Origin of the sequence: Kitasatospora sp. NPDC058032 (assembly GCF_042885845.1) — a bacterium.
Taxonomy (GTDB): domain Bacteria; phylum Actinomycetota; class Actinomycetes; order Streptomycetales; family Streptomycetaceae; genus Kitasatospora.
On record NZ_JBHVRK010000004.1, the window covers coordinates 408,376 to 433,998 of the forward strand.

Here is a 25,623-nt window from a genome sequence, read left to right on the forward strand (position 1 = left end):
GTGAAGCCGGTCGACCCCCGACTCCTCGGGTACGCCCGCACCACCCGGGTCTTCCTCGCCGGGACCGTCCTGCTGGGCGCGGCGAACGCGGCCCTGGTGGTCGCCCAGGCGGGCCTGATCGCCGAGCTCGTGGTCCGCGGCTTCCAGCAGCGGACCGGGCTCGACGAGCTCACCGCGCCGCTGGCGCTGCTGGTGCTCACCGCGATCGGGCGCGGGCTGGTCGGCTGGCTCACCGAACTCACCGCGCACCGGTCCGTCGCCCGGGTGAAGTCCACCCTGCGGCGCCGGCTGCTCGACCACGCCACCGCGCTCGGCCCGGCCCACCTGGCGGGCCGGCGCACCGGCGAACTCACCGCCCTCGCCACCCGGGGCGTCGACGCGCTCGACGACTACTTCGCCCGCTACCTGCCGCAACTGGCGCTCGCCGTGGTCGTGCCGGTCACCGTGCTGCTGCGGATCGTCGGCGCCGACGTCACCTCGGCCGCGATCATCGCCGGCACCCTGCCGCTGATCCCGCTGTTCATGGTGCTGATCGGGATGGCCACCCAGGCCCGGATGGACCGCCAGTGGACCACCCTCGCCCGGCTCTCCCACCACTTCCTGGACGTGGTGGCCGGGCTGCCCACCCTCAAGGTCTTCAACCGGGCCCGCGCCCAGGCCGCCACCATCGCCCGGATCACCGCCGACTACCGCCGGGCCACCCTGCGCACCCTGCGGATCGCCTTCATCTCCTCCTTCGCCCTGGAACTGCTCTCCACCCTCTCGGTCGCGCTGGTCGCCGTCTCGATCGGCTTCCGGCTGGTGAACGGCGGCCTCGACCTGGAGACCGGGCTGCTGATCCTGATCCTCGCCCCCGAGGTCTACTTCCCGATCCGCCAGGTCGGCGCCCTCTACCACTCCAGCGTCGAGGGCCTGACCGCCGCCGACCGGATCTTCGAGGTGCTGGAGACGCCGCTGCCGGCCGCCGGCACCGTCCCCGCGCCGGACCTCGCCGGAGCCGTCGTCGAGGCCGACGGCCTCACCGTGCGCTTCCCCGACCGGACCGCGCCCGCCCTGGACAGTGCCGCGCTGGTGCTGCGCCCGGGCGAGACGGTCGCGCTCACCGGCCCGTCCGGTGCCGGCAAGTCCACCCTGCTCGGCGTCCTGCTCGGGCTCACCGCCCCGGACGCCGGCACCGTCCGGATCACCGCCGCCGACGGCCGCACCCACGACCTGGCCGACCTGGACCCGGGGAGCTGGCGGCGGCAGATCGCCTGGGTGCCCCAGCACCCGCACCTGTTCGCCGGCACCGTCGCCGACAACCTGCGGCTCTACCGGCCCGAGGCCACCGACGACCAGCTGTGGACGGCGCTGCGCTCGGCGCACGCCCTCGACTTCGTCACCCGGCTGGACACCCTCCTCGGCGAGGACGGCGCCGGGCTCTCCGCCGGCCAGCGCCAGCGGCTCGCGCTCGCCCGGGTGCTGCTCGCCGACGACCGGCCGCTCGTCCTGCTCGACGAGCCCACCGCCAACCTGGACGGCGCCTCCGAGGCGGCCGTGGTGGACACCGTGCGGGCGCTGGCCGCCGACCCGGCGCGCACCGTGCTGCTGGTCGCCCACCGGCCCGCGCTGCTGGCCGCCGCCGACCGGCGGGTCCGGCTGGACGGCCCCGCCGCTCCCCCGGCCTCCCCGGCGGCCGTCCCGGTGCTCTCGCACCGCGGCCGGCCCACCCCGCCGGCCCCGGAGGACGCGCCCGCGCCCGGCCCGGACGCGGCCAGGCCCCGCCTCGCCCTGTCCGTCCTGCTGGGCGCGCTCGCGCTCGGCTGCGCCGTCGCCCTGATGGCCACCTCGGGCTACCTCATCTCCTACGCCTCCGAGATGCCGCCCGTCCTCTACCTGATGATGGCCGTCACCTCGGTGCGCGCCTTCGGCATCGGCCGCAGCGTCTTCCGCTACGCCGAGCGGCTGGTCTCGCACGACGCCGTGCTGCGCACCCTCGGCACCCTGCGCGCCGCGGTGTACCGCCGGCTCACCGCGCTCGCCCCGGCCGGGCTGCCCGCGTTCCGGCGCGGCGACCTGCTCTCCCGGCTGGTCGCCGACGTCGACGCCGTCCAGGACCACTACCTGCGCTGGCGCCTGCCGGCCGCGGTGGCCGCGGTGGTCTCGCTGGCCGCCGCCGTCGCGATGGGCGCCTTCCTGCCCGCCGCCGGGCTGGTGCTCGGCGCCGGCCTGCTGCTCGCCGGCCTGGTGGTGCCCGCGCTGACCGCCCGCTGGTCGGCCGCCGCCGAGCGCCGCCAGGCCCCGGCGCGCGGACGGCTCGCCACCACCGTGCTGGACGCGTTCAGCGGGACGGCCGAGCTCACCGTGGCCGGCGCGCTGCCCGCCCGGCTCGCCGCCGTCCGCGCCGCCGACACCGCGCTGACCGGGCTGGCCGCCCGCTCGGCCACCACCGCCGCGCTCGGCACCGGGCTGATCACCCTGCTCACCGGCCTCACCGTGGCCGCCGCCGCGGCCGTCGGCCTGCGCGGCGTCGAGTCCGGGACGCTCGCCCCGGTCTGCCTGGCCGTCGTGGTGCTCACCCCGCTGGCCGCCTTCGAGGCCGTCACCGGCATGCCGCTCGCCGTCCAGGCCCGCCGGCGCAGCCTGGCCGCCTCGGAGCGGCTCGCCGAGGTGCTGGACGCGCCCGCCGCGGTCGCCGAGCCCGCCGCGCCGAAGTCCCTGCCCGAGCAGCCGCTGTCGATCGCCGTCCGCGGCCTGACCGCCCGCCACCCCGGCCAGGAGGCCGAGGCGCTGTCCGGCGTCGACCTCGACCTCGCCCCGGGCCGGCGGATCGCCGTGGTCGGCCCGTCCGGCTCCGGCAAGACCACCCTCGCCCAGGCGCTGCTGCGCTTCCTCGACCAGGACGCCGGGAGCGTGGTGCTGGCCGCCGGCCGTCCACAGGCTGTGGACAGCCGGGAGCTCGCCGGGGAGGACGTCCGCCGGGTGATCGGGCTCTGCGCCCAGGACGCGCACGTCTTCGACAGCTCGCTGCGCGAGAACCTCCGCCTCGCCCGGCCGGACGCGGACGAGGACGAGCTGCGCGCCGCCCTCGCCGCCGCCCGGCTGCTGGACTTCACCGAGACCCTGCCGGACGGCCTGGACACCATGGTCGGCGAGCACGGCGCCGCCCTCTCCGGCGGTCAGCGGCAGCGGCTCGCGCTCGCCCGGGCGCTGCTCGCCGACTTCCCGGTGCTCGTCCTGGACGAGCCCGCCGAGCACCTCGACCTGCCCACCGCCGACGCCCTCACCGCGGACCTGCTCACCGCCACCGCCGGCCGCACCACCGTCCTGATCACCCACCGCCTGGCCGGTCTCGACGACTCCACGGTCGACGAGGTGCTCGTCCTGGACGCCGGCCGGGTCGTCGAGCGCGGTGGCTGGTCCGAACTGCTGGCCCTGCCGGCCGGTCGTCTGCGGGCCATGCACGCCCGGGAGCGGGAGGCCGACGGCCTGTTGACGCCCGCGATCGGCTGACCGGAGCGGACCGCCGCCCTCGCGTCGTTCCTTATGTCTAAAACCGTACAAACTACGCTCTTCCTCATGGACCCCACGCCAGAGCCGCCCGACGCCGCCACCCCCGGTGAGCCGGAGCCCGACCAGGCCCCGCACCAGGTGCCCGAGATCTCCTCGCTCGGGCTGGACACGCTGGTCACCGAGGTGTCCGAGCGGCTACAGTCCGCCGCCGCCGTCACCGACCGGATGCAGCGGCTGCTGGAGGCGGTGGTCTCGGTCGGCGCCGGGCTCGACCTGCACGCGACGCTGCACCGGATCGCCGCCGGCGCGGCCGAACTGGTGGACGCCCGGTACGCCGCGCTCGGGGTGGTCGCACCCGGCGGCCACGGGCTGCAGGACTTCATCCACGTCGGCGTCGACGACGAGACCGTCCGCGAGATCGGCGAGCTGCCGGTCGGCCGCGGCATCCTGGGCGCGCTGATCGACCGGCCCGAGCCGCTGCGGCTGAGCGACCTCACCGCCGACCCGCGCTCCTACGGCTTCCCGCCGCACCACCCGGGGATGAAGACCTTCCTCGGCGAGCCGATCCGGATCCGTGACGAGGTGTTCGGCAACCTCTACCTCACCGAGAAGCGCAGCGGCGGTGCCTTCACCCCGGAGGACGAGCAGGTGGTGCACGCGCTGGCCGCCGCGGCCGGCGTCGCGATCGAGAACTCCCGCCTCTACGAGGAGGGCCGGCGCCGGGAGCGGTGGATCGCCGGCGCGGCCGCCGTCACCACCGCGCTGCTCTCCACCGACGAGGCCGAGGTGGCGCTCACCGTCGCCGCCGAGCAGGTCCGGGAGCTGGCGGACGCCGCGCTGGGCATGATCCTGCTGCCGGTCACGGACGGGGACGCGGGCACCGTCCGGATGCGGGTCGCCCATGCCTCGGGGGAGGACTCCGAGTTCGTCCGCGGCGAGCTGCTGCCGCCGGACAGCTTCGCCTCCCGGCTGCTCCAGCGGGAGAGCGTGCACCTCGACGACATGTCCACCGACCCGACCGTGGTGATCCGGCTCGCCCGCCGCTTCGGCCCCTCGCTGGCCGTGCCGATGGTCGCCGCCGGCCGGGTGCTCGGCGGGCTCTGCGTCTGGCGCTCACGCGGCGCGGTGCCGTTCTCCGAGGCCGAGAAGCAGCTCGCCGAGACCTTCGCCTCGCAGGCCGCGCTCGCGCTGCGGCTCGCCGAGGGGCAGCGCGACCAGCAGCGGCTCGCCGTCTTCCAGGACCGCGACCGGATCGCCCGGGATCTCCACGACCTCGTCATCCAGCGGCTGTTCGCCACCGGCATGATGCTGGAGGGCGCCGCCCGGCGGGCCGTCGTGCCGGAGGTGAAGGTCCGCATCGGCGAAGCGGTGGACGAGCTGGACGCCACCATCCAGGAGGTCCGCACCACGATCTACGCGCTCCAGCACGACGATCACGGTGACGCGCCCGACACCCTGCGGACCCGGGTGCTGCGCGAGTGCAGCCAGACCGCGGCGGCGCTCGGCTTCAAGCCCTCAGTCTCCTTCGTCGGTCCGGTGGAGAGCCTGGTCGGCGAGAAGACCGGGCGTCAACTGCTCGCCGCCCTGAGGGAGATGCTGTCCAACACGGCCCGGCACGCCCGGGCCTCCCGGGTCGGCGTCGAGGCCGACGCGACCGTGCACCTGGACGACGGCGGGCGCCCGGTCGGCGGCGATCCGGAGTCGCTGGACCGGGGCGGCCGGCCCGGCGTGCTGCTGACCGTCACCGACGACGGCGTCGGCATCCCCGTGGGCGGGCGGCGCAGCGGACTGCGCAACCTGGCACGGCGGGCCGAGGCGCTCGGCGGCGACGCCTGGCACGAGCCCGGCCCGTACGGCCGGGGGACCAGGGTGCTTTGGACGGCGCGGCTCTGAACACCCGTCCGGTCGATGGGTTCGCCACCGGGGACTCTTCGAACGGTTCGTGAACGACGGGGATCCGGGGCGGGTTCGGTTGGCGCGCACTTGGTGTGCACCTGGTGAAAGTTTAACGAGAGAGAACTTCCCGGCCAACGGAGCAAGTTGTGTATTTCGTGCCCTTCCGGCGCTCTCGTGTGCACACATAGCTTTACTCCCGTCTCGGAGAGGAACCGGACGGTGGGGGAGCAGTGGACGCGTCGAGCCGCGGTCACACCGCAGCAGGGGCAAGTCGTGGGGGGTTCCGGGCCGAACGGGCACCGGACGGGCGGTACCGCTGGCAGTTGAAAGCACCGAACGGACGCGTCGTCGCGGTCACTCCGGCCGCGTACGAGACGGCCGGGGACGCGGAGCGCGGCTTCGACGGCTTACGGGCCGTCGCGGAGGGGCTCACGGCCCGGATCACGCACGTCCGGGACGGCATCGGCTGGGTCTGGGTGATCCCCGGCTCGCGCAACCTGCCGGAGGTGCGGTCCAGCCGCGCCTACGAGCGGTACGCCACCTGCCAGAACGCCTTCCGGCGGTTCGTCGTGCTGCTGGCCAAGCAGCCGGCCCTGGAACGTCCCGAACTCTCCGAACGGGGGCCGTCGTTGAGATCCTCAGATGTCCGCTGACCGGCGCGGGCCGCGCCTGCTGACCGTCCCGGTCGGCGACCGCTCGCTGTCCTGGGCGCTTCGCGCGGCGAACGGGCGGCAGCTCGGCGTCGGCGTGCGCACCTATCGCAGCGAGCCCGAACTCGCCGAAGCAGTAAGAGAGTTGATCATCGAGCGGACCTCGCTGCGATGTACCGTCGGCCAGTCCGAGGCACGTCTGTGGGTGTGGACGGCCTTCCTGCCGGTCCGCTCCACCCGCCCGGGGGCCGCCGACGCCGCCGGACCGGTGGCCCGCAGCGCCCGCGGGTACCTGCGGCGCGACCAGTGCCAGGCCGGCGTGACCGGCTTCCTGGCCGGACTCCAGCGGCTGGGGCAGGAGTTGCGACGCCCCGGCCGGGAGGACACCTGGCCCTTCTGACGGTCCGTCCGCCGTCGCCCCCAGCCGCCTTCGGGCGGCTTCTCGCGTTGTCCCCCGGCACGGTCCCCGTTTCCCCCTCTTCCGGTGAAGCGCAGGTATCCGGCAACCCCCCGAGCCGCCACCTGGAGAAGAACGTCACCGGCCCCTGACCTGCGACTTTTCACCCCTCCACGGCCGCGCTGACCTGTTGCTAAACCTCTCCGAACCGAGAAATCGACAATTGCCGGCACCGGCTGTCGGCCCTTCCGACGGAACCGCGCCGACCGACAGGATCGGCACTGCCGGAACGGGCCGCCGCGGACGCGGCTCACGGCCCCGGGACTGACGACCAGTACCCGGGCAAGCGATGTACGTCTCTCCCACCGGAGGAACAGGAACATGCGCAAGACCGCTGCCAAGCTGCTCGCCGCCGCCGCCATCGCCACCTCGGTCGCCACCGTCGCCAGCGGCGTTGCCGTCGCCGACCCGGCCACCGGTGTCACCCCGGCCGCCCAGGACATCGTGGGTGTCGGCTCGGACACCACCCAGGCCGTCCTGAACGGCCTCTCGGCCGGCTACAACGCCTCCCTGGCCGCCGCGGGCAACACCACCTCCCCGCGTCTGTACAGCTGGGACGCCACCGGCTCCGCCACCATCGTCACCAAGACCGGTGCGGACGCCAACTTCACCCGTCCGAACGGCTCGGGCGCCGGCATCAAGCAGCTGGAGCAGAAGACCAGCACCACGGTCGACTTCGCCCGCTCCTCGCGTGCCCGCCAGGCCGGCGACCAGGCCACCGACACCTTCGTCACCCTGGCCAAGGACGCCGTGTCCTGGGCGGCCAAGAACGGCGGCAACGCGCCGGCCAGCCTGACCACGGACCAGCTGAAGGACATCTTCACCTGCGCCAAGACCAACTGGCACGACATCAACGCCGCCTGGCCGAACTCCACCATCAAGCCCTTCCTGCCGCAGGCCGACTCCGGCACGCGTGCCTTCTTCCTGAAGGCGATCGGTGGCGGTGTCACCGTCAACCCGGGCGCCTGCGTGGTCTCCGGCACCCAGGAGAACCAGGGCACCGACTCGGTCCTGGACGACAACGACGCGATCGTTCCCTACTCCGTCGCCCACTACATCGGCCAGGTCTGGAACGGCAAGGCCACCGGCACCGACGCCCAGGGCCCGCTGACCATCCGTGACGTGAACAGCGTCACCCCGGTCGTCCTGTCCGGCACCCCGGCCGTCCACGTCATCAACCCGTCCTTCGCCTCCACCGCGTACGGCCGCGTGATCTACAACGTGGTCCGCCAGGCCGAGTGGGTGGCCACCGACACCCACGGCCAGGCCCTGCGCGCCATCTTCGGCACCTCGGGCTGGATCTGCAGCGCCGCGGGCGCCGCGATCGTCAAGGACTACGGCTTCCTGGCCCTGCCGGCCGGCGCCTGCGGCTCGACGGTCTGATCCACCGGTCCACGCGTCACCCCGCACCACCTGCTGAACCCGCACCATCCGGCGGCCACGGGCCTCGTGCCCGTGGCCGCCGGCCCACCCGAGAGCCGCCGAAAGGAAGCTGACACGAGATGCGCAGGATCATTGCCAAGCTGCTCGCCGTCGCCACCCTGGCGGGCTCGGCGGCCGGTCTGACCGGGGGCACCGCCCTCGCGGACCCGCCCCCGCCCCTCGTGCCGAACCCGCAGGACATCGTCGGGGTCGGCTCGCACACCACCGGGCCACTGTTCAACCAGTTCTCCACGGACTACAACGCCGCCCTCGCGAGCGCCGGTGACACCACCTCGCCCCGGCTCTACAGCTTCGACGCCACGGGCCCCTCGCCGATCACGCTCAAGCAGGGCGCCCCGCAGATCGGCCGGCCGATCGACGTCGGCACCGGTCTGGGGGCCCAGCACGTGTGGCCGAGTGCCATCGACTTCGTCCGGTCCGACCGCGGCCCTCAGGCCGGCGACCTGCCCAGCGACCTGTTCGTCGCCTTCGCCAAGGACGCCGTGAGCTGGGCCGCCCAGGCGGGCGGCCACGCGCCGGCCAACCTCACCACCGCGCAGCTGAAGGACATCTACACCTGCGTCAGCACCAAGTGGTCCGACATCGACGCCACCTGGCCGAACGCCACCATCAAGCCCTTCCTGCCGCCGCCCTCCTCCGGCACCCGCGCCTTCTTCCTGAAGGCCCTCGGCGGCGGTGTCCCCCTCTCCCCCGGCGCCTGTGTCGTCTCCGGGCCCGAGGAGAACCAGGGAACCGACCAGGCGCTCAACGACCAGGACGCGGTGTTCCCCTACTCCGTCGGCCACTTCATCGGTCAGGCGTACCTGGGCCGCGGGACGGCGACTGACAGCGCGGGTCCGCTGACCGTCCGCAACATCAACGGCATCATCCCCGTGACGGCCGCCCGGACGATCAACCCCAGCTTCGCCGCGACCACCTACGGACGGGTCCTCTACGACGTGGTCCGTGATTCCGACTGGAACGCCACCGACACGCACGGTCAGGCTCTGCGGAAGATCTTCGGCGTCACCGGCTGGATCTGCAGCCCGGCCGGCCAGGCCGACACCAGGAGCTACGGGTTCCTGGTCCTGCCGGCCGGTGCCTGCGGCTCCACGATCCACATTTGATCTACCGGCCGATCGTGCGGAGGGCGAGGTACGGGAGCACCTCGCCCCGGCGATCCGACCGCACCACCGAAAGCTTCGGACACCGTTCCCCGCCGGGCAGTGCGGGGCCGGCCGTCCGTCGAGGCGGCGCCCATCGGCCGCCTGCGCCACCAGCACAACCTTTCACCTCTCCCAAGGAGTTCAGCATGTCCCGTACCCGCGCCCGCCTCGCCGCCACCGGTGCCGCCGTCGTTCTTGCCGTGACCGGCATGAGCGGTGCGGCCGTTGCCGACACGACCCTGGCGAGCACGCCGTCCACCGGCAGCGCGGTGGTCAACTCCAGCACCACCTTCCTCAAGGACCAGGCCCTCAACGGGATCGTCGTCATCCCGCTGCCGACCGCGGCTCCCTCGTACGACAGCGCCACCGGCATCAGCACCACCTTCCCGGTGACCGCCGGCGCGGCCAACCTGGCCGGCTACTACGGCGACATCGAGCTCGGTGGCGGTCTGCTCTTCGTCAACGTCTTCACCGGGAAGAGCACCACCTTCAAGCAGCTGCACTTCAGCGTCGACTCCTGGGCCATCACCGGTGTCCCGGTTGGCGGCACCGCTGCGGTGTCGCTGTTCGACCCGGCCGGCAGCACCCAGATCGCCAACAGCGCCGGTACCCAGACCCTGAACTCCTCGGAGCTCAAGATCGACGCCGCGGGCGCCCAGTACCTCGACTCCAAGCTGAACACCACCTTCTTCCAGGGCGGCCAGACCATCGGCTCGCTCGCGCTGACCTTCACCCAGGGCAGCTGACCTCGGGTTCCCCGAACCCGGGAGCGCATCACGGCGGACCCGCGCTTCGGCGCGGGTCCGCCGCATGCGGAGTTCCCAACTCCGGTACGGAGTAGTCGCGTTGTGTTCTCGTACACCCGGTCGACCGAATCCGGCCATGTAGGGCTGGCCGAATAGTAGGCAACCGGAGCCGTCAGCCGAGCGCGACCATTCCCTCGTGCCGCCCCGAGCGGCTCGCACATCCCGGAGGTGCCCGCCATGAGAATCCGCGTACCCGATCCGAGAGCGCGAGGGCGGTGGCGCCGACGACTACCGTCGTTGACACTCGTCCTGGCCGTCGTGGGTGCCCTGGTGACGGTGCCGGTGGGCCTCGGCACCCTCACCGAGGCGAAGGCGGCATCCTCGGTGACGGTCCCGGGGCCGAGGGTCTGGCTCCCGGGCAAGATGGACTACGGCGACGCCGGGAGCATCACCGTCTCCCAGGCCGACAACCTGACGGACCAGGTCATCCAGGTCTCCTGGACCGGCTTCACCCCGAGCGTGAGCCGGTACGACGGGTCGCAGGCGTCGAGCGTCGAGCCCGGCAGCGACGCCGTGCTCTATCCGGTGCGGGTCTACCAGTGTCGCGGCGACAAGCCGAAGGTGACGGACTGTTACGGCAGTAGCCTGTTCGAGGCTGACCCGGACAAGGCCTTCGAGAACGTGCGTCCGGAGGCGGGCACGACGACCCCGGACTTCCCGTCGAACATGCGGGTGGGCATCACCGGTGCCGACGGCTCGGGCGCGGTCACGATGGAGGTCTGGTCGAAGCGGCTGAGCCCGCACCTCGGGTGCGACGCCACGCACGCCTGCTCCATCGTGGTCGAGGCCAACTACGGCGGTGACCCGGTCGACATGTACCAGATGCGCGGCGGCCAGCCGGACTGCGCCGACCACGGGTTCGACAACGACGGCATCATCATGGTCACGGCGTCGGACTGGGGCACCGCCAATTACAACAACCCCACGACGGGCGCGGCCGCCGGCGAGATGTGCGCCTGGCAGAACGCCAAGGTCATCCCGATCAGGTTCACCGCCACCCCGGACGAGTGCGACATGCAGGCCCCCGACGTGGTCGCCGCGGGCCAGGAGCTCTCCAACCGCGCCATGCAGCAGTGGGTGGCCGGTCTGTGCCTCGACAAGAAGGCCCCGCTGACGGTCCAGTACACCCCCGCCGGTGGTGACTCGGCGGCCAGGCAGTCGTTCCTGAGCGGTTCACGGGTGGACGTCGGACTGACCGCGGTCCCGGACCGGGAGACCCCGGCCCGGCCGTACGTCTACGCGCCGCTCTCGACGACCGGCATCTCGATCGTGTTCTGGGCGGACGACCCGAACAGCGGACGCCAGTTCAGGGACATGAAGCTGAACGCCCGTCTGGTCGCCAAGCTGCTCACTCAGACCTACCAGGCGAACGGCGTCGTCACGCCCACCGTCGACGGCAACCCGGCCTGCATCTTCGCCGACCCCGAGTTCATCCAGCTCAACCCGCTGCCGGCCGGCTCGGGCCAGGCCTGGCCGGGCTGCGAGGGCGGGCCGGAGAACTCCAGCCCGATCGTGCTGGGCACGGCGAACGACCTGACCTACCAGCTGACCTCGTGGATCGCCGGGGACCCGGACGCCGCCCGGTTCATGGCGGGCGAGCGCGACCCCTGGGGCACCCGGGTCAGCCTGCGCTACATGCGGCCCGACTACCAGGGCTACCCGATCGACCAGCTGATCCGCGAGGACGACACCGGTCTGGCCCAGAAGCCGGGCGAGCCGCCGCTGCCCGACGAGAAGGCGCACTGGAAGCAGTACGAGTGGAACCCGCTGCAGACCAACCTCGGTGAGGTGCTGCGCTACCTGCAGCAGGGGCAGTCGACCGCCCGCAAGCGGGACAAGCAGAACGGCCAGAACCCGCGACTGGACGCGCGCCCGATCGGCAAGCGGATGAACTTCGCGATCCTCGACAGCGCCCAGGCGAAGGCCTATCGCCTCCCCGAGGCCTCGCTGCAGAACGCGTCCGGCGCCTTCGTCGCACCGACGCTCAACAGCCTCCAGGCGGCACTGGGCGACATGCCGGTGGATCCCGCGACCGGCACCCAGCTGCTGCCCTACGGCGAGCCGAACACCCTGTACTCGCTCGACCAGCGGGCGTACCCGCTGACCGTCGTGCAGTACGCGATGGTGCCGACGGGCGGGCTGTCGGCGAAGAAGGCCGACGACATCACCAAGTTCCTGCGGACGGTCACCGACACCGGTCAACTGTTCGGCGTCGAGCCGGGTCGCCTGCCCGAGGGCTTCCTCCCCCTCACCAAGGAGCAGCGGGCGCAGGCTCAGGACGCCGTCAAGCACGTGGCGGACCAGGACGGCAAGTGGCCGGGCAACCAGAAGCCCCCGGCGCCCGAGCCCGAGGGCGGGAACCCCGAGCCCGGGACGCCCACCGGTGGCTCCGGTGGTACGACGGGCGGTACCGGCGGCACCGTCGTCCCCGAGGTCCCGTCCGGCACCACCGGCACCACCGGGACCTCGGGTACCGGCGGCACCACGGGTGGTACCGGTACGACCGGTACCACCGGCGGCGACAGCACCCCGGTGAGCGACGGCACCTCCGGCACGTCCGGCGGCTCCGGGATCTCCGGCGGCTCCGGTTCGAGCGGTCTGGACCCCGACCTCCCGGGCACCGGTGCCGCGGGTACCGCGGGAGCCACCGGAGCCGGCGCAGCCGGCGGCGCGACCACGCCGGGTGCGGGAGCCACCGGAGCCGGCGCGGCCGGCGGCGCCCCGGCCCAGAACGGCCCACTCGCGGCGGCCCCGGTCGCGGCCGGCTCGCCGTCTCCCGACCGCTCCGGCGGGGCTCGGCTGCTGCTACCCATCGCGCTGATCGGCGGCGCGGTGCTGCTGGTCGGCGGCCCGGCGGCGCTGTTCCTGGGCGGAACTCCGGCGGGTGCGCGGGCGACCGCCGCCACCCGGAGCGTGTGGGCGCGGATCCGCCGCCGCCCCTGACACCGCCCGACCCGTGAGGACTCGGCGGGGCCGCCGTTCCGGCCCCGCCGAGTCCCCTTCCCGGGGGCGGGCACCCCTGTCCCGGCGCCCCGCGCCGGGGCGGCGGTTTCCGCCCACCGATCCCTGTACCGAGCAGGTCCCACCGAGCCGGAGAGCAGACCATGACAGCCGCCGCCGAGCCCGCGGCACCCCACGCCGAGGCTCCACGCCAGCCCGACCCCGACGTACCCCGCACCATCACCGCCCCCGCCACCAACGGCGACCGGGTGTTCCGCGGCCTGCTGCGGGCGGCCGGCCTCTCGGTCTTCGCGATCATGGGGCTGATCGCCTTCTTCCTGGTCCTGCGCGGCGGCGACGCGCTGCGCGCGGTCGGCTTCGACTTCTTCACGGAGAAGAAGTGGCAGACCCAGGCACACAACTTCGGCATCGCCTCCGTCCTGCCCAACGGCATCCTGATCGCCGTGATCGCGCTGGTGATCGCCGTCCCGGTGGCGCTGGCCACGGCGATCTTCATCTCCGAGTACGCCCCGCCGAGGCTGCGGGCCACGCTGATCTCGCTGGTCGACCTGATGGCAGCGATCCCCAGCATCGTCTACGGCCTGTGGGGGCTCTTCTTCCTCCAGCCGCAGATCATCGGCACCGTCCGCTGGATGTCCAACCACCTCGGCGACACGATCCCGTTCCTGAAGGTCCGGACCGGTGACATCGGCACCTCCTACACCTCCTCGACCTTCATCGCGGGCGTGGTGGTCTCGCTGATGATCATCCCGATCATCATCTCGCTGAGCCGTGAGGTGTTCTCCCAGGCCCCGCAGGGCGAGCGCGAGGGCGCCTACGCACTCGGCTCCACCCGCTGGGGGATGGTGCGCACGGTGGTGCTGCCGTTCGGACGCGGCGGCGTGATCGGCGCGGTGATGCTCGGCTTCGGTCGCGCGATGGGCGAGACCATCGCCGTCGCGCTGATCATCTCGCCCAGCTTCGACATCATGGGCCACATCTTCGAGAACGGCGCCAACTCGATCTCCGCGCTGATCGCGCTGCGGTTCGGCGAGTCCGACACCCTGTCGCTCTCCGCGCTGATGGCGGCCGGACTGGTGCTGTTCGGCATCACCCTGCTGGTCAACATGGCCGCGAGCTTCGTGATCAGCCGCTCCCGCTCCGGCGCGGCGACGGCGGACTGATCCATGGCCCACCAGAGAACCCGCCACCGGGCCCGCCGACCGCTGCCGCTCCGCCGTGAAGGGACGCACCGATGACCACCCTCGACAAGGCGCCCACAGAAGCGCCCCCCGCCGGCGCACCCGTCGGCGCGTCCCCCGCGGACGCCCCCGGTGACCGGACCCCCGGGCCGGAGCTGCCGGAGAAGAAGCTGAAGCTCGGCGGCATCACCCGCGACGACGTGTTCACCGTCGCCGGCTCGATCGTCGGCGCGCTCGGGCTGAACTGGGTGCTGTACGAGCGGGTGCTGCCGTTCAGCGGCGCGCTCGGCTTCGTGCTCTGCTGGTACCTGCTCTTCCTGGCCGGCTACTACATCCTCGGCCGGCAGCAGTGGGGCACGCTGGTGGTCCGCGAGCGCCTGGTCTCGGTGGTCGCCTGGAGCGCCGGCGCCCTCGTGGTCGCGCTGATCGTGGACCAGATCGGCTACGTCGCCTCGCGCGGCTACCAGGCGGCCCAGCACGCGAACTTCTTCACCGAGTCGATGGAGAAGACCGCCTCGCTCTCCCCGATCACCTCCGGCGGTGCCGTCCATGCCGTCGTCGGCTCGCTCGAACAGCTCGGCCTGGCCACGCTGTTCGCGGTGCCGCTGGGCATCGCGGCGGCGGTCTTCATGTCCGAGATCGGGGGCCGGCTGGCCCGGCCGGTGCGGACCCTGGTCGAGGCGATGACGGCGCTGCCCTCGATCGTCGCCGGCCTGTTCATCCTCGGCATCGTCATCCTCACCTTCGGCTTCGACAAGAGTGGCTTCGCGGCCTCCCTGGCGCTGACCGTGATGATGATGCCGATCGTCACCCGGGCCGCCGAGGTGGTCATCCGCCTCGTCCCCGGAACCCTGCGCGAGGCGTCCTACGCGCTCGGCGGCAGCCAGTGGCGCACGGTCTGGAACGTCGTCCTGCCGACCGCCCGGCGCGGTCTGGTGACGGCCGTGGTGCTGGGCATGGCGCGCGCCGTCGGCGAGACCTCGCCGGTGCTGCTGACCGCGGGCTTCACCTCGCGGTTCAACGCCAACCCCTTCGAGGGCCCGCAGATCTCGCTGCCGCTCTACATCTGGAGCTACGTCAAGCTGCCGTACGACGCGATGATCGCGCGCGCCTTCGCCGCCGCGCTGACCCTGATGGCGGTCGTGCTGATCCTCTTCGTCACCGCGCGCGTGCTCGGCGGGCGCGGCCCGGGCGAACTGAGTCGCCGGCAGAAGCGCAGGCTCGAACGCGCCTCCCGGGCCTCCGCGCCGGCCGCCCCCGAGGTCGCCGGGCCGCACGCCGTCCGACCCACCGCCCAGCCCGGCCTCGCCACCTCGGCCGTCGCCACCGGGGGGCACTGATGTTCCGACCCACCACCCTCCGCACCAGAGGAGTCCCCATGTCGCGGGAGGCCGCAAGCCGCCCCCTGGCACGTCCCTTGGCCGTGCTGTTGTCCACCCTGCTAGCGGCCGGGTCCCTGCTGCTGGGACAGGCCGTCCCGGCCAGCGCGGCCTCCGTCGCGCTCACCGCCAGCGGGTCCAGCTGGGCCTTCCCGGCGATCGACCAGTGGCGCCAGGACGTCGGCCCGCAGGGCATCCAGATCGACTTCAACGCGGTCGGTTCCGCCCGTGGTCGCGCCGAGTGGAACACCGGTCGCAACGACTTCAGCGCCTCCGACGTGCCGTTCCGCACCACCGTCGACACCGGGGCCGGCGAGGACATCCAGCGCGCCGGTGAGGCGGGCGTGGAGAAGGTCGTCTACGGCTACTCCTATGTTCCGATCACCGCCGGTGGCACGGCGCTGATGTACCACCTCACGGTGGGCGGCAAGCGGGTCAACGACCTGCGGCTGTCGACGCAGACCATCATGGACATCTTCACCAACAAGATCACCAACTGGAACGACCCCAGGGTCACCGAGGACTACGGCAAGCAGCTGCCGAACCTGCCGATCACCCCGGTGATCCGCTCCGACGGCTCCGGCGCCACCGCGCAGTTCACCCGCTGGATGAGCCGGACCTACCCCGAGCAGTGGGACGAGTACTGCAAGTCGGTCAACAAGGTGAGCTGTGGCCTGTACACCGAGTTCTTCCCGCGCGCCGGCCGGATGACCGCGCAGAGCGGCTCGGACACCGTCGCTGGCTACATCAAGGCCGGCTCCGGCGAGGGCACCATCGGCTACGACGAGTACGCCTTCGCCAAGAACAGCAACTGGCCGGTCGTGAAGGTCCTCAACCCGGCCGGGTACTACACCCTGCCGACCGCCTCCAACGTGGCCGTCGCGCTGACCGCCGCCCAGATCCGCGGTGTCGACGACAACACCTCGCCGGAAGACCCGAACTACCTCCAGCAGAACCTGGACGGCGTCTACATCAACAAGGACCCGCGCTCCTACCCGCTCTCCAGCTACAGCTACCTGATCGTGCCGCGCAGCAACTCGCTCCAGTCGCTGCCGAAGTTCAGCAACGACAAGGGCTCGGCGCTGAGCCGCTTCCTCGCCTACGTGCTCTGCCAGGGCCAGGGCGAGGCGGACTCGCTCGGCTACTCACCGATCCCGCGCAACCTGGTCCGCGGCGGTCTGCTGCAGACCAACCGCATCCCCGGGAACGCCAGCCCGGTCGACCCCAACACCCTTTCCAACTGCAACAACCCGACCTTCAACAGTGCCGGTGAGCTGACCATCCTCAAGACCGCTCCGCAGCCCAGCGAGTGCGACGCGAAGGGCGCCCCGCTGGACTGCAAGACGAGGCCCGGCGGCACCTCGGGCGGCTCCACCACCGGCGGTGCGGCGGCCGGCGGCGCGGGCACCGGCGGTGCCACCGGCGGTGGGACCGGCGGCGCTGCGGCGGGCGGCGCTGCGGCGGGCGGCGCGGGTGCCGCGGCCGCCGGAGGCGCGGCAGCCACGTCCGGCGGTACCGGCGGCAACAAGGCCACCGGCAACAAGACCGGCACCAAGGCTCCCGGGACCACCGGCACCGGCGGCTCCGGCTCCGGCACCGGCGGGTCCTCCACCGGCGGCTCCGGCGGTACCGGTGGCACGGGCGGGACGGGCGGGACCGGTGGCACGGCCGCGGACCCGAACGCCGGGGCCGTCGCCGCCGACCCGAACGCCGCGGCCTCGGCCGACGGCGAGGGCCAGGGCGCCGAGCAGGCCGTCGACCCGCAGACCGGCCAGGTGGTCGCGCGCGGCTCCGGCGGCACCACCGAGGTCGCCGCCGACGTGGTGAACGTCGGCGGCCGGCCCGAGGACTGGACGCTGAGCGTCCTCACCGCCGTCGAACTGCTCGCCGTCGTCATCGTCCCGCCGCTGCTCGGCCGCCGTCTGCTGCGCCGCCGCTCGCAGACGGGCGGCCGGTCATGACGGCCCCCGCCCTGGAGAAGCCGGTCGGCGCGGCGCAGCCCGCGCCGGCCCCGGCGGCCCCCGCGCCCGCGGCCGAGCCCGCCGCGGCCGGGCCCGGCCGGGACGGCTCCGGCCGGACGGCGAAGCGGGTCCGGTTCCTGCAGGCGGCCTGGGCGGTGAGCCTGCTGGCAGCGCTCACCATGGGCTTCGTCGGCTACCTGTTCACGCTCTCGCACGTGCAGGAGAAGCACTTCCAGTCCACCTCCTACAAGTCCTTCCGGGACCAGCTCGCCAAGGCGACCGCCCCGACCGGCAAGGCCGCGGACGGCGCCCCCGTCGCGCTGCTGGACATCCCGGCGATCGGGCTGCACCAGGCGGTCGTGGTGGAGGGCACCACGGGCCGGGACCTCATGCGCGGTCCCGGCCACCGCCGGGACACCGCGCTGCCCGGGCAGACCGGGGTGTCGGTGGTGTTCGGCCGCGGGGCGACCTTCGGGGCGCCGTTCGGCGAGCTGACCAAGCTGCGGGTGGGCGACAAGATCCAGGCCACCACCGGGCAGGGCACCTTCACCTACACCGTCAATGTGTACGGCGACGAGGACCACCCGATCGTGGACCCGGTGCGCAACCGCCTGGTGCTGGTGACCAGCGACTCCAACTGGATCGCGAGCTCGACGGTGCTGATCGGCGCCCGGCTCGACGGCGACCCGGCGGCCAACCCCGGCGGGCGCCCCGCCACCGTGCCGTTCGACAAGGCGCTGGCCGCCGACAAGGGCGCGCTGGCCGCACTGCAGCTGTGGACGCTGGGCCTGCTCGGCGCGGTCGTCGCCGCCGTCGTGCTCGCCCGGTACTGGCACCGCTCGGCCGCCTACCTCAGCCTCGCGCCGGTGATCGGCGCGCTGCTCTGGGCGGTCTACGAGAACGCCGCCGCCCTGCTGCCCAACCTCTACTGAAGCGCGCCCGGAGGACCGTACCGATGACGGATGCACCGATGACCGACCTACCGCACGACCAGGCCCCGGGGCCCGACGAGACCACCATGACGCTGCCGGCCGCCGACTACGCGGACCACGCCGACCACGCGGACCACGCGGGCTACGACGGGCAGCACCTGCTCTACCCGCAGGACGCGCACTACGAGGGCTACGACCAGGAGCCCGCCCTGGCCGGACTGGAGACCCGGGACGTCTCCGCCTGGTTCGGCTCCCGCAAGGTGCTGGAGCGGGTCTCGCTCGCCATGCCCGCCGGCGAGGTGACCGCGCTGATCGGCCCGTCCGGCTGCGGCAAGTCCACCTACCTGCGGATCCTCAACCGGATGCACGAGATGGTCCGCGGCGCCGCGCTCTCCGGCGAGGTGCTGCTGGACGGCGACGACGTCTACCGGCCCGGCCGGCGGCCCGCCGACGTGCGCCGCCGGATCGGCATGGTGTTCCAGCGGCCCAACCCGTTCCCGGCGATGTCCATCAAGGACAACGTCTCCAGCGGGCTCAAGCTCGCCGGCATCAAGGTCGCCAGGGACGAGCGCGACCACCTGGTGGAGACCAGCCTGCGCCAGGCCGGCCTCTGGGACGAGGTGGCCAGCCGCCTCGACGCCCCCGGCGGCTCGCTCTCCGGCGGCCAGCAGCAGCGCCTGTGCATCGCGCGGTCGCTGGCCGTCTCGCCGGACATCCTGCTGATGGACGAGCCCTGCTCGGCGCTCGACCCGACCTCGACCCGCCGGGTCGAGGAGACCATCGCCGAGCTGCGCGGCCGGCTCACCATCGTGATCGTGACCCACAACATGCAGCAGGCCCAGCGCGTGTCGCAGAGCTGCGCGTTCTTCCTGGCCACCCACGACACCCCCGGCCGGATCGTCGAGGCCGGGCCGACCGAGCAGGTGTTCCACCAGCCGCACGACCAGCGGACCTCGGACTACGTCAACGGCCGCTTCGGCTGACCCGACCCGCTCGCGCCCTCAGTCGCCGCGGTGCCGGAGGATCTCCTCCAGCACCGCGGCGACGCCGTTCTGCTCATTGCTCATCGTGTGCAGCGGCACCGCCGCCAGCACCTGCGGATGGGCGTTCGCGACGGCGTACGCGGTGCCGGCCCAGGCCAGCATCTCCAGGTCGTTCGGCATGTCGCCGAAGGCCACCACCTCGCTCCGGTCGATCCCCCGCCCGGCGCACCAACGGGCCAGCGTGCTGGCCTTGGTGACGCCGGGCGCACTGATCTCCAGCAGCGGTATCGGCGCCGAGCGGGTGATCTCGGCGAGCTCCCCGGCGGCCTCCCGGGCCTCGCTCAGCAGCTTGTCCGGGTCCAGGTCCGGGTGCTTGGCGAGCAGCTTGTACAGTCCGCGCACCGGGCCGCCCGGGCCGAGCAGCTCCTCGGCCGGGCCGACCGGGTGGTTCTCGTCCTGCCCCCACATCCGCACCTCGTAGCCGGGCTCGCGGGCGAACCCGGCCGGGTACTCGAAGGCGAACGCGGTGCCCGGCAGCTTCGCCCGCAGTCGGGCCACCACCGCGAGCGCGTCCTCCCCGGCCAGCGGGAACGACTCCAGCAGCTCGCCGCGCCGCACGTCCACCACCGCGCCGCCGTTGGAGCAGATCGCCACCCCGTGGCCGCCGATGTGCGCGCTCACCTGCTGCATCCAGCGCGGCGGGCGGCCGGTCACGAACACCACCTGGATCCCGGCCGCCTCGGCGGCGGCCAGGGCGGCGGCGGTTCGCTCGGTGACGGTGCCGCCGGAGCAGAGCAGCGTGCCGTCCAGATCGGTGGCGATCAGCCGGGTCGGGGGAGCGGTGCGCGGTGTGGTCACCGCTCCATCTTCGCCCACCGCCGCCGCTCTCCCCCACTCCCCGTCCGGCGCACGTTTCGGCCCCCGCTGCGCCAGTTCCGGCCGATCCGCCCGCTTCCGGGGTGTCCCACCGCCTCCGACCGGGCAGGACTCTCCTCGGCCACCCCGTCGGCAGGAAGAGCCATGCGAACTCGCCAGGTCCCAGACGAGATCGAGATCGAGCCCGCGCCCCTCCCCGAGGAGGCGGCCACGCCGCCTTCCCGCGAACCCGTGCTGATCGGCGACATCCTCTTCGACACCCTCGCCGACCTCGCCCGCCGAGGCAGCCCCACCCACCCCCTGCGCCTCCCCTCCCAACGCCCCCACCCCTGACCTTCCCGCACCCGGCTCCCCGCCTCCCGCACCGCCCCCGGCGGCCCGCGTAGGGCCGGGGCCGTGCGACCGAGCACGGTGGCGCGGGCGGAGCGGGGCCGCTGTTCAGGAGGAGAGGCGCTCCAGTGCCGCGGTGGCGATGCGCTCGACGTAGGTCAGGGCGTCGGTGGGCCGGCCGGTGAGCTCGACGACGGCGACCCTGGTGCCGCTGCGCAGGACCGCGACCCCGCCGCTGACGGTGCCGTCGCCGTTGTACGCCGGGTACCAGTGGGCGGTGCCGCCGGTGACGTTCAGGGTGTGGGCCGCGCCGTAGTACCAGTGGCCTGGCGCTTGCTCCTGGCAGGGCACCTCCTCCAGCGTACTGAGCTGGCTGCAGCGTTGAATCCGGCACGGGGCCGGTCCGCACCGGCGGTCGTGTCCTGGAGAGGAGTCCCGTCGCGAGGATGAGGTCGTCAAGTCGGAGGGCGCCCGGCCGCTGACGGCTGCCGTAGGGTCGGCGGTATGCGTCTGAGCACGGTGATCCTCCCCATCCACCGGTGGAGCGAGGGACAGAAGATCTGGCGGCGGGCCGAGGAGCTCGGCTTCCACGCCGCGTACACCTATGACCACCTGAGCTGGCGGTCGTTCCGGGAGGAGCCGTGGTTCGGGGCGGTGCCGACGCTCACCGCGGCGGCGGCGGCGACCGAGCGGCTGAGGATCGGGACGCTGGTGACCTCGCCGAACTTCCGGCACCCGGTGACGCTGGCGAAGGACCTGATCACGCTCGACGACGTGTCCGGCGGGCGGCTGACGGTGGGGATCGGGGCCGGCGGGACCGGGTTCGACGCGACGGCGATGGGCCAGGAGGCGTGGTCGCCGAAGGAGCGGGCGGACCGGTTCGGGGAGTTCCTGCCGCTGCTGGACGAGTTGCTGAGCAACGACGCCACGACCCGGGAGGGCACGTACTACTCGGCGGTCGAGGCCCGGAACATCCCCGGCTGCGTGCAGACCCCGCGGGTGCCCTTCTACGTCGCCGCGGCCGGGCCGCGCGGGATGCGGCTGGCCGCGGAGTACGGGCAGGGCTGGGTGACGTACGGGGATCCGAAGGCTCCGGCGGACGTGCCGGTGGAGCAGGCGCCCGCGGTGGTCGCGCAGCAGATCGCGAAGCTGACGGCGGCCTGCGAGGAGCGGGGCCGGGACGTGGCGACGCTGGAGAAGGTGCTGCTCCAGGGTTCGACCGCGGAGAAGCCGCTGGAGTCGCTGGACGCCTTCGTGGACTGGGCCGGGACGTACCGGGAGGTCGGCATCACCGAGCTGGTGGTCCACTGGCCGGTGCCGGACTCGATCTTCGCCAACGACCTGGCCGTCTTCGAGCGGATCGCCACCGAGGGCCTGGCCCAGTTGGCCTGACGGCGCGTCGACGCCCCCGGGGTCCGGTTCTCGGGGGCGGGCGCCGTGGTCCCCTAGGGGAACGGCGGGGTGGCGTCATACCCGAGCAGCAGGCGGGCTCGTCATCGCAGCTCATGACCGGGCGCGGGGCCGGACACTACGGTGAGGAACGTGTCCACTGTCATCAAGACGGACGGCCTCACCAAGAGGTTCCCCCGGGTGACCGCCCTCGATCAGCTGACCGTTGAGGTCGAGCCCGGGGTGGTCGGCCTGGTGGGGGCGAACGGGGCGGGCAAGTCCACACTCATCAAGATCCTGCTGGGGCTGGCCCCGGCGACCTCCGGGACCGGGCGGGTGCTCGGGCTCGACGTCGCCACCCAGGGGTCGGAGATCCGCGAGCAGGTCGGCTACATGCCGGAGCACGACTGCCTGCCGCCGGACGTCTCGGCCACCGAGTTCGTGGTGCACATGGCGCGGATGGCCGGGCTGCCGGCCGCCGCCGCGCGCGAACGGACGGCGGACACGCTGCGGCACGTCGGGCTGTACGAGGAGCGCTACCGCCCGATGGGCGGCTACTCGACGGGCATGAAGCAGCGGGTGAAGCTGGCGCAGGCGCTGGTGCACGACCCGAAGCTGGTGCTGCTGGACGAGCCGACCAACGGGCTGGACCCGGTCGGCCGGGACGACATGCTGGCGCTGATCCGCCGGGTGTACACGGACTTCGGCATCTCGGTGCTGGTCACCACCCACCTGCTGGGCGAGCTGGAGCGCACCTGCGACCACCTGGTGGTCATCGACGGCGGCAAGCTGCTGCGCTCCTCGTCCACCGCCTCCTTCACCGGCACGACGGCCACCCTGGCGGTCGAGGTGACGGACCACCCGGAGGACCACGGCCTGGACGCGGGCGCCGCGGTGCGCGAGCGGCTGGCGGCGGCGGGGCTCTCGGTGGAGCCGGAGGGCACCCGGATCCTGCTGGTCCGGCTGGCGGGTGACGACACGTACGACACCATCCGGGACGCGGTCGCGGACCTCGGGCTGGGGCTGGTGCGGCTGGAGGAGCGGCGGCACCGGGTCGCCGAACTGTTCACCCGGGACGCGGGGACGACGGAGAACGAGGGGGTTACCGCAGATGTCACTGCCTCCTGAGTTCAGGCCGGCCGACACCGGCGTCATCCACGACATCGGCTACCGCGGTTACACCGGCCCCCGGCTCGGCCGGGCGTACGCCACGCGCTCGCTGTTCACCCAGAGCCTGCGCGCCGCGTACGGCCTCGGGCGGTCCGGCAAGTCCAAGGTGCTGCCGATGATCGTGCTGGGCGCGGCCACCGTGCCGGCCCTGATCATCGTGGCGGTCGCGCTGATGACCGCGTCCGACCGGCTCCCGGTGGACTACGCGCAGTACCTGAGCGCGATCGGGCTGGTGACCTCGATCTTCCTCGCCTCGCAGGCGCCGGTGCTGTTCTCCCGGGACCTGCGCCACCACACCGTGCCGCTGTACTTCTCCCGCCCGATCACCCGCGCCGACTACGTGCGGGCCAAGTTCGGGGCGATGGCCTGCGCCCAGCTGCTGCTGATGGTCGCGCCGCTGGTGGTGCTGTACGTCGGTTCGCTGCTGATCAAGCTGGACTTCGGCGACCAGACCGAGCACTTCTGCTACGGCCTGGTGGCCGCGGTGCTGTACGCGCTGGTGCCGACCTCGGTCGCGGTGGTGATCGCCGCCGCCACGCCGCGGCGCGGCTTCGGGGTGGCCGCGATCATGGGCTACCTCGCGGTCAGCACCACGGTGGTCGCGATCGTGGTCGGGGTGAGCATGTCCACCGTCGCCGTCGGCGGGAGCATCCCGGACTCCACCCAGTGGGCGGTGCTGCTGTCGCCGGGCGGGCTGGTGGAGAGCCTCACCAACGAGCTGTTCGACCTCGGTGGTACCGGCCCCGAGCGGATGCACGCGCCGGGCGGGCTCGGCCTGCTGGTGTTCACCGCCGTCGCCGTCGCGATGGTGGCCGGCTCGTACCGGCTGCTGCTGCGCCGCTACCGGAACGTTTGAGAGGGCGTCATGGCCACCATCACCATCGACAAGGTCTCCCGCTGGTTCGGGAACGTGGTCGCCGTCAACGACGTCAGCATGGCGATCGGCCCCGGCATCACCGGCCTGCTGGGGCCGAACGGGGCCGGCAAGTCGACCCTGATCCACATGATGAGCGGCTTCCTGGCGCCGTCCACCGGGGCGGTGACCCTGGACGGCGCGCCGATCTGGCGCAACCAGGAGGTGTACCGGCAGATCGGCCTGGTCCCCGAGCGGGAGTCGATGTACGACTACCTGACCGGATGGGAGTTCGTTCTCGCCAACGCCGAACTGCACGGCCTGCCCCACCCGGGCGCCGCCGCCCGCAAGGCGCTCGCCCTGGTCGAGATGGAGTACGCCCAGGAACGGCGGACCGGCACCTACTCCAAGGGCATGAAGCAGCGGGTCAAGATGGCCTCGGCGCTGGTCCACGACCCGGCCGTGCTGCTGCTCGACGAGCCGTTCAACGGCATGGACCCCCGCCAGCGGCTCCAGCTGATGGACCTGCTGCGGCGGTTCGGCTCGGACGGCCGGACGGTGCTGTTCTCCTCGCACATCCTGGAGGAGGTCGAGCAGCTGGCCCGGCACATCGAGGTCGTGGTGGCCGGCCGGCACGCCGCCTCCGGTGACTTCCGGAAGATCCGCCGGCTGATGACCGACCGCCCGCACCGCTACCTGGTCCGCTCCAGCGACGACCGGCGGCTCGCGGCGGCGCTGATCGCCGACCCGTCGACCGCCGGCATCGAGCTGGACCTGCAGGAGCGGGCGCTGCGGATCCAGGCAGTGAACTTCCAGGGGTTCACCACCCTGCTGCCGAAGGTCGCCCAGCGGGCCGGCATCCGGCTGTACACCGTGGCACCGGCGGACGAGTCGCTGGAGAGCGTGTTCTCCTACCTCGTCTCCGCGTAGCGGCCCGGACGCCGTCCCGCCGACCGGCACCCACCTCCAGGACCCCAGGAAGGCCGACCCACCATGAACCCGACCGTCGCCAGGCTGACGCTGCGCGGCCTGCTCGGCCGCCGCCGCGGCCTGCTGCTGCTGGTGGTCCCCGCCCTGCTGCTGGCCGTCTCGGCGATCACCGCCGGGTCGAACGGCGACAAGCACGAGCTCGTCGTGAACGTGCTCGGCAAGCTCGGCCTCGGCACCCTGCTGCCGATCCTCGGCCTGGTCGTCGGCACCGGAGCCATCGCCACCGAGATCGACGACGGCTCGATCGTCTACCTGCTGGCCAAGCCGCTGCCGCGGTGGAAGATCATCACCACCAAGCTGACCGTCGCGATCGGTACCACCTGGGCCTTCGCGGCGCTGCCGATGCTGCTCGCGGGCCTGCTGCTGTACGGGACGAAGGAGGGCCTGGCGCTCGCCTACACCGTCGCCGCGCTGGTCGCCGGGGCCGCGTACAGCGCGCTGTTCCTGCTGCTCGGCGTGGTGACCCGGCACGCGGTGGTGGCCGGGCTGGCGTACGCGCTGGTGTGGGAGTCGCTGGTCGGCAACTTCGTGGCGGGCGCCCGCACGCTCAGCATCCAGCAGTGGGCGCTGGCGGTGGCCGAGTCGGTGGCGGCCGAGGGCTCGATCACCTCGGCGGTCTCGCTCGGCGCGGCCGTGCCGCTGCTGCTGGTGGTCGGCGTGGCGGCGACCGCGCTGGCCTCGGTGCGGCTGGCCGGGCTCACCCTCGCCTCGGAGGAGTGAGGAGCGGGG

Annotated in this window: 21 protein-coding genes; 19 read left to right on the top strand and 2 right to left on the bottom strand. The window is 73.0% G+C overall.

The features are described 5' to 3' along the window. The 13 genes from cydD (at position 1) to ACFVUH_RS09760 (ending at position 19,286) form a co-directional block, all read left to right on the top strand. A complete protein-coding gene (cydD, locus tag ACFVUH_RS09700; protein WP_387912217.1) occupies positions 1–3,492 on the top strand; it encodes a thiol reductant ABC exporter subunit CydD in 3,492 nt (1,163 codons plus the stop codon). Positions 3,493–3,558: 66 nt separating this feature from the next. Beyond that, a complete protein-coding gene (locus ACFVUH_RS09705) occupies positions 3,559–5,385 on the top strand; it encodes a GAF domain-containing protein (protein WP_387912219.1) in 1,827 nt (608 codons plus the stop codon). Positions 5,386–5,618: 233 nt separating this feature from the next. Then, positions 5,619–6,041 (top strand): DUF1508 domain-containing protein, encoded by a 423-nt coding sequence (locus tag ACFVUH_RS09710; protein ID WP_387912221.1) that lies wholly within the window; start codon positions 5,619–5,621, stop codon positions 6,039–6,041. Next, positions 6,031–6,438 (top strand): hypothetical protein, encoded by a 408-nt coding sequence (locus ACFVUH_RS09715; protein ID WP_387912223.1) that lies wholly within the window; start codon positions 6,031–6,033, stop codon positions 6,436–6,438. The genes ACFVUH_RS09710 and ACFVUH_RS09715 overlap by 11 nt, the downstream gene beginning before the upstream one ends. A 378-nt stretch (positions 6,439–6,816) precedes the next feature. Further along, positions 6,817–7,878, top strand: a complete 1,062-nt coding sequence (locus ACFVUH_RS09720) for a PstS family phosphate ABC transporter substrate-binding protein (protein ID WP_387912225.1) — start codon at positions 6,817–6,819, stop codon at positions 7,876–7,878. A 119-nt stretch (positions 7,879–7,997) separates the two neighbouring features. After that, the gene (locus ACFVUH_RS09725; RefSeq protein WP_387912227.1) at positions 7,998–9,044 is read left to right on the top strand and encodes a substrate-binding domain-containing protein; all 1,047 of its coding nucleotides are present in this window, start codon (positions 7,998–8,000) and stop codon (positions 9,042–9,044) included. Positions 9,045–9,229: 185 nt separating this feature from the next. Beyond that, the gene (locus ACFVUH_RS09730) at positions 9,230–9,829 is read left to right on the top strand and encodes a hypothetical protein (protein WP_387912229.1); all 600 of its coding nucleotides are present in this window, start codon (positions 9,230–9,232) and stop codon (positions 9,827–9,829) included. 297 nt (positions 9,830–10,126) lie between these two features. Continuing rightward, on the top strand, positions 10,127–12,832 hold the full coding sequence (locus ACFVUH_RS09735; RefSeq protein WP_387912230.1) for a hypothetical protein: 2,706 nt from the start codon (positions 10,127–10,129) through the stop codon (positions 12,830–12,832). 161 nt (positions 12,833–12,993) lie between these two features. After that, complete coding sequence (gene pstC / locus ACFVUH_RS09740) at positions 12,994–14,013, top strand: phosphate ABC transporter permease subunit PstC (RefSeq protein WP_380689106.1); 1,020 nt, start codon at positions 12,994–12,996, stop codon at positions 14,011–14,013. 71 nt (positions 14,014–14,084) lie between these two features. Then, entirely contained in the window at positions 14,085–15,371 is a 1,287-nt protein-coding gene (gene pstA / locus ACFVUH_RS09745; RefSeq protein ID WP_387912232.1) for a phosphate ABC transporter permease PstA, read from the top strand. Between the two features lie 83 nt (positions 15,372–15,454). Then, positions 15,455–17,371, top strand: coding sequence for a substrate-binding domain-containing protein (locus ACFVUH_RS09750; protein WP_387912233.1), 1,917 nt, complete (start codon positions 15,455–15,457; stop codon positions 17,369–17,371). Beyond that, entirely contained in the window at positions 17,368–18,303 is a 936-nt protein-coding gene (locus ACFVUH_RS09755) for a sortase (RefSeq protein WP_387912234.1), read from the top strand. Before ACFVUH_RS09750 ends, ACFVUH_RS09755 begins: the two co-directional genes overlap by 4 nt. A gap of 38 nt (positions 18,304–18,341) precedes the next feature. Further along, a complete protein-coding gene (locus ACFVUH_RS09760) occupies positions 18,342–19,286 on the top strand; it encodes a phosphate ABC transporter ATP-binding protein (RefSeq protein WP_387912236.1) in 945 nt (314 codons plus the stop codon). Between the two features lie 18 nt (positions 19,287–19,304). On the opposite strand, the gene ACFVUH_RS09765 is transcribed toward ACFVUH_RS09760, so the two are convergent. After that, positions 19,305–20,144 carry an HAD-IIB family hydrolase gene (locus ACFVUH_RS09765; RefSeq protein ID WP_355362301.1) on the bottom strand — a complete coding sequence of 280 codons (840 nt, stop codon included), beginning with the start codon at positions 20,142–20,144 and terminating at the stop codon, positions 19,305–19,307. Between the two features lie 162 nt (positions 20,145–20,306). Here ACFVUH_RS09765 and ACFVUH_RS09770 point away from each other — a divergent pair, with 162 nt between their 5' ends. Then, positions 20,307–20,495: a hypothetical protein gene (locus ACFVUH_RS09770; RefSeq protein ID WP_387912238.1), complete on the top strand. Its 189-nt coding sequence runs from the start codon at positions 20,307–20,309 to the stop codon at positions 20,493–20,495. A gap of 105 nt (positions 20,496–20,600) precedes the next feature. Here ACFVUH_RS09770 and ACFVUH_RS09775 read toward each other — a convergent pair whose 3' ends face one another. After that, a complete protein-coding gene (locus ACFVUH_RS09775) occupies positions 20,601–20,843 on the bottom strand; it encodes a hypothetical protein (protein ID WP_387912240.1) in 243 nt (80 codons plus the stop codon). A gap of 153 nt (positions 20,844–20,996) precedes the next feature. Between ACFVUH_RS09775 and ACFVUH_RS09780 the strand changes: the two genes are divergently transcribed. The 5 genes from ACFVUH_RS09780 (at position 20,997) to ACFVUH_RS09800 (ending at position 25,614) form a co-directional block, all read left to right on the top strand. Continuing rightward, positions 20,997–21,884 (top strand): LLM class flavin-dependent oxidoreductase, encoded by an 888-nt coding sequence (locus ACFVUH_RS09780; protein WP_387912242.1) that lies wholly within the window; start codon positions 20,997–20,999, stop codon positions 21,882–21,884. Positions 21,885–22,034: 150 nt separating this feature from the next. Next, positions 22,035–23,009, top strand: coding sequence for an ABC transporter ATP-binding protein (locus tag ACFVUH_RS09785; protein WP_355362286.1), 975 nt, complete (start codon positions 22,035–22,037; stop codon positions 23,007–23,009). Then, positions 22,993–23,907 carry an ABC-2 transporter permease gene (locus tag ACFVUH_RS09790; RefSeq protein WP_355362284.1) on the top strand — a complete coding sequence of 305 codons (915 nt, stop codon included), beginning with the start codon at positions 22,993–22,995 and terminating at the stop codon, positions 23,905–23,907. Before ACFVUH_RS09785 ends, ACFVUH_RS09790 begins: the two co-directional genes overlap by 17 nt. A 9-nt stretch (positions 23,908–23,916) precedes the next feature. After that, a complete protein-coding gene (locus ACFVUH_RS09795; protein ID WP_355362282.1) occupies positions 23,917–24,834 on the top strand; it encodes an ABC transporter ATP-binding protein in 918 nt (305 codons plus the stop codon). A gap of 63 nt (positions 24,835–24,897) precedes the next feature. Continuing rightward, positions 24,898–25,614, top strand: coding sequence for an ABC transporter permease subunit (locus ACFVUH_RS09800; protein WP_387912244.1), 717 nt, complete (start codon positions 24,898–24,900; stop codon positions 25,612–25,614). Positions 25,615–25,623: the final 9 nt, after the last annotated feature.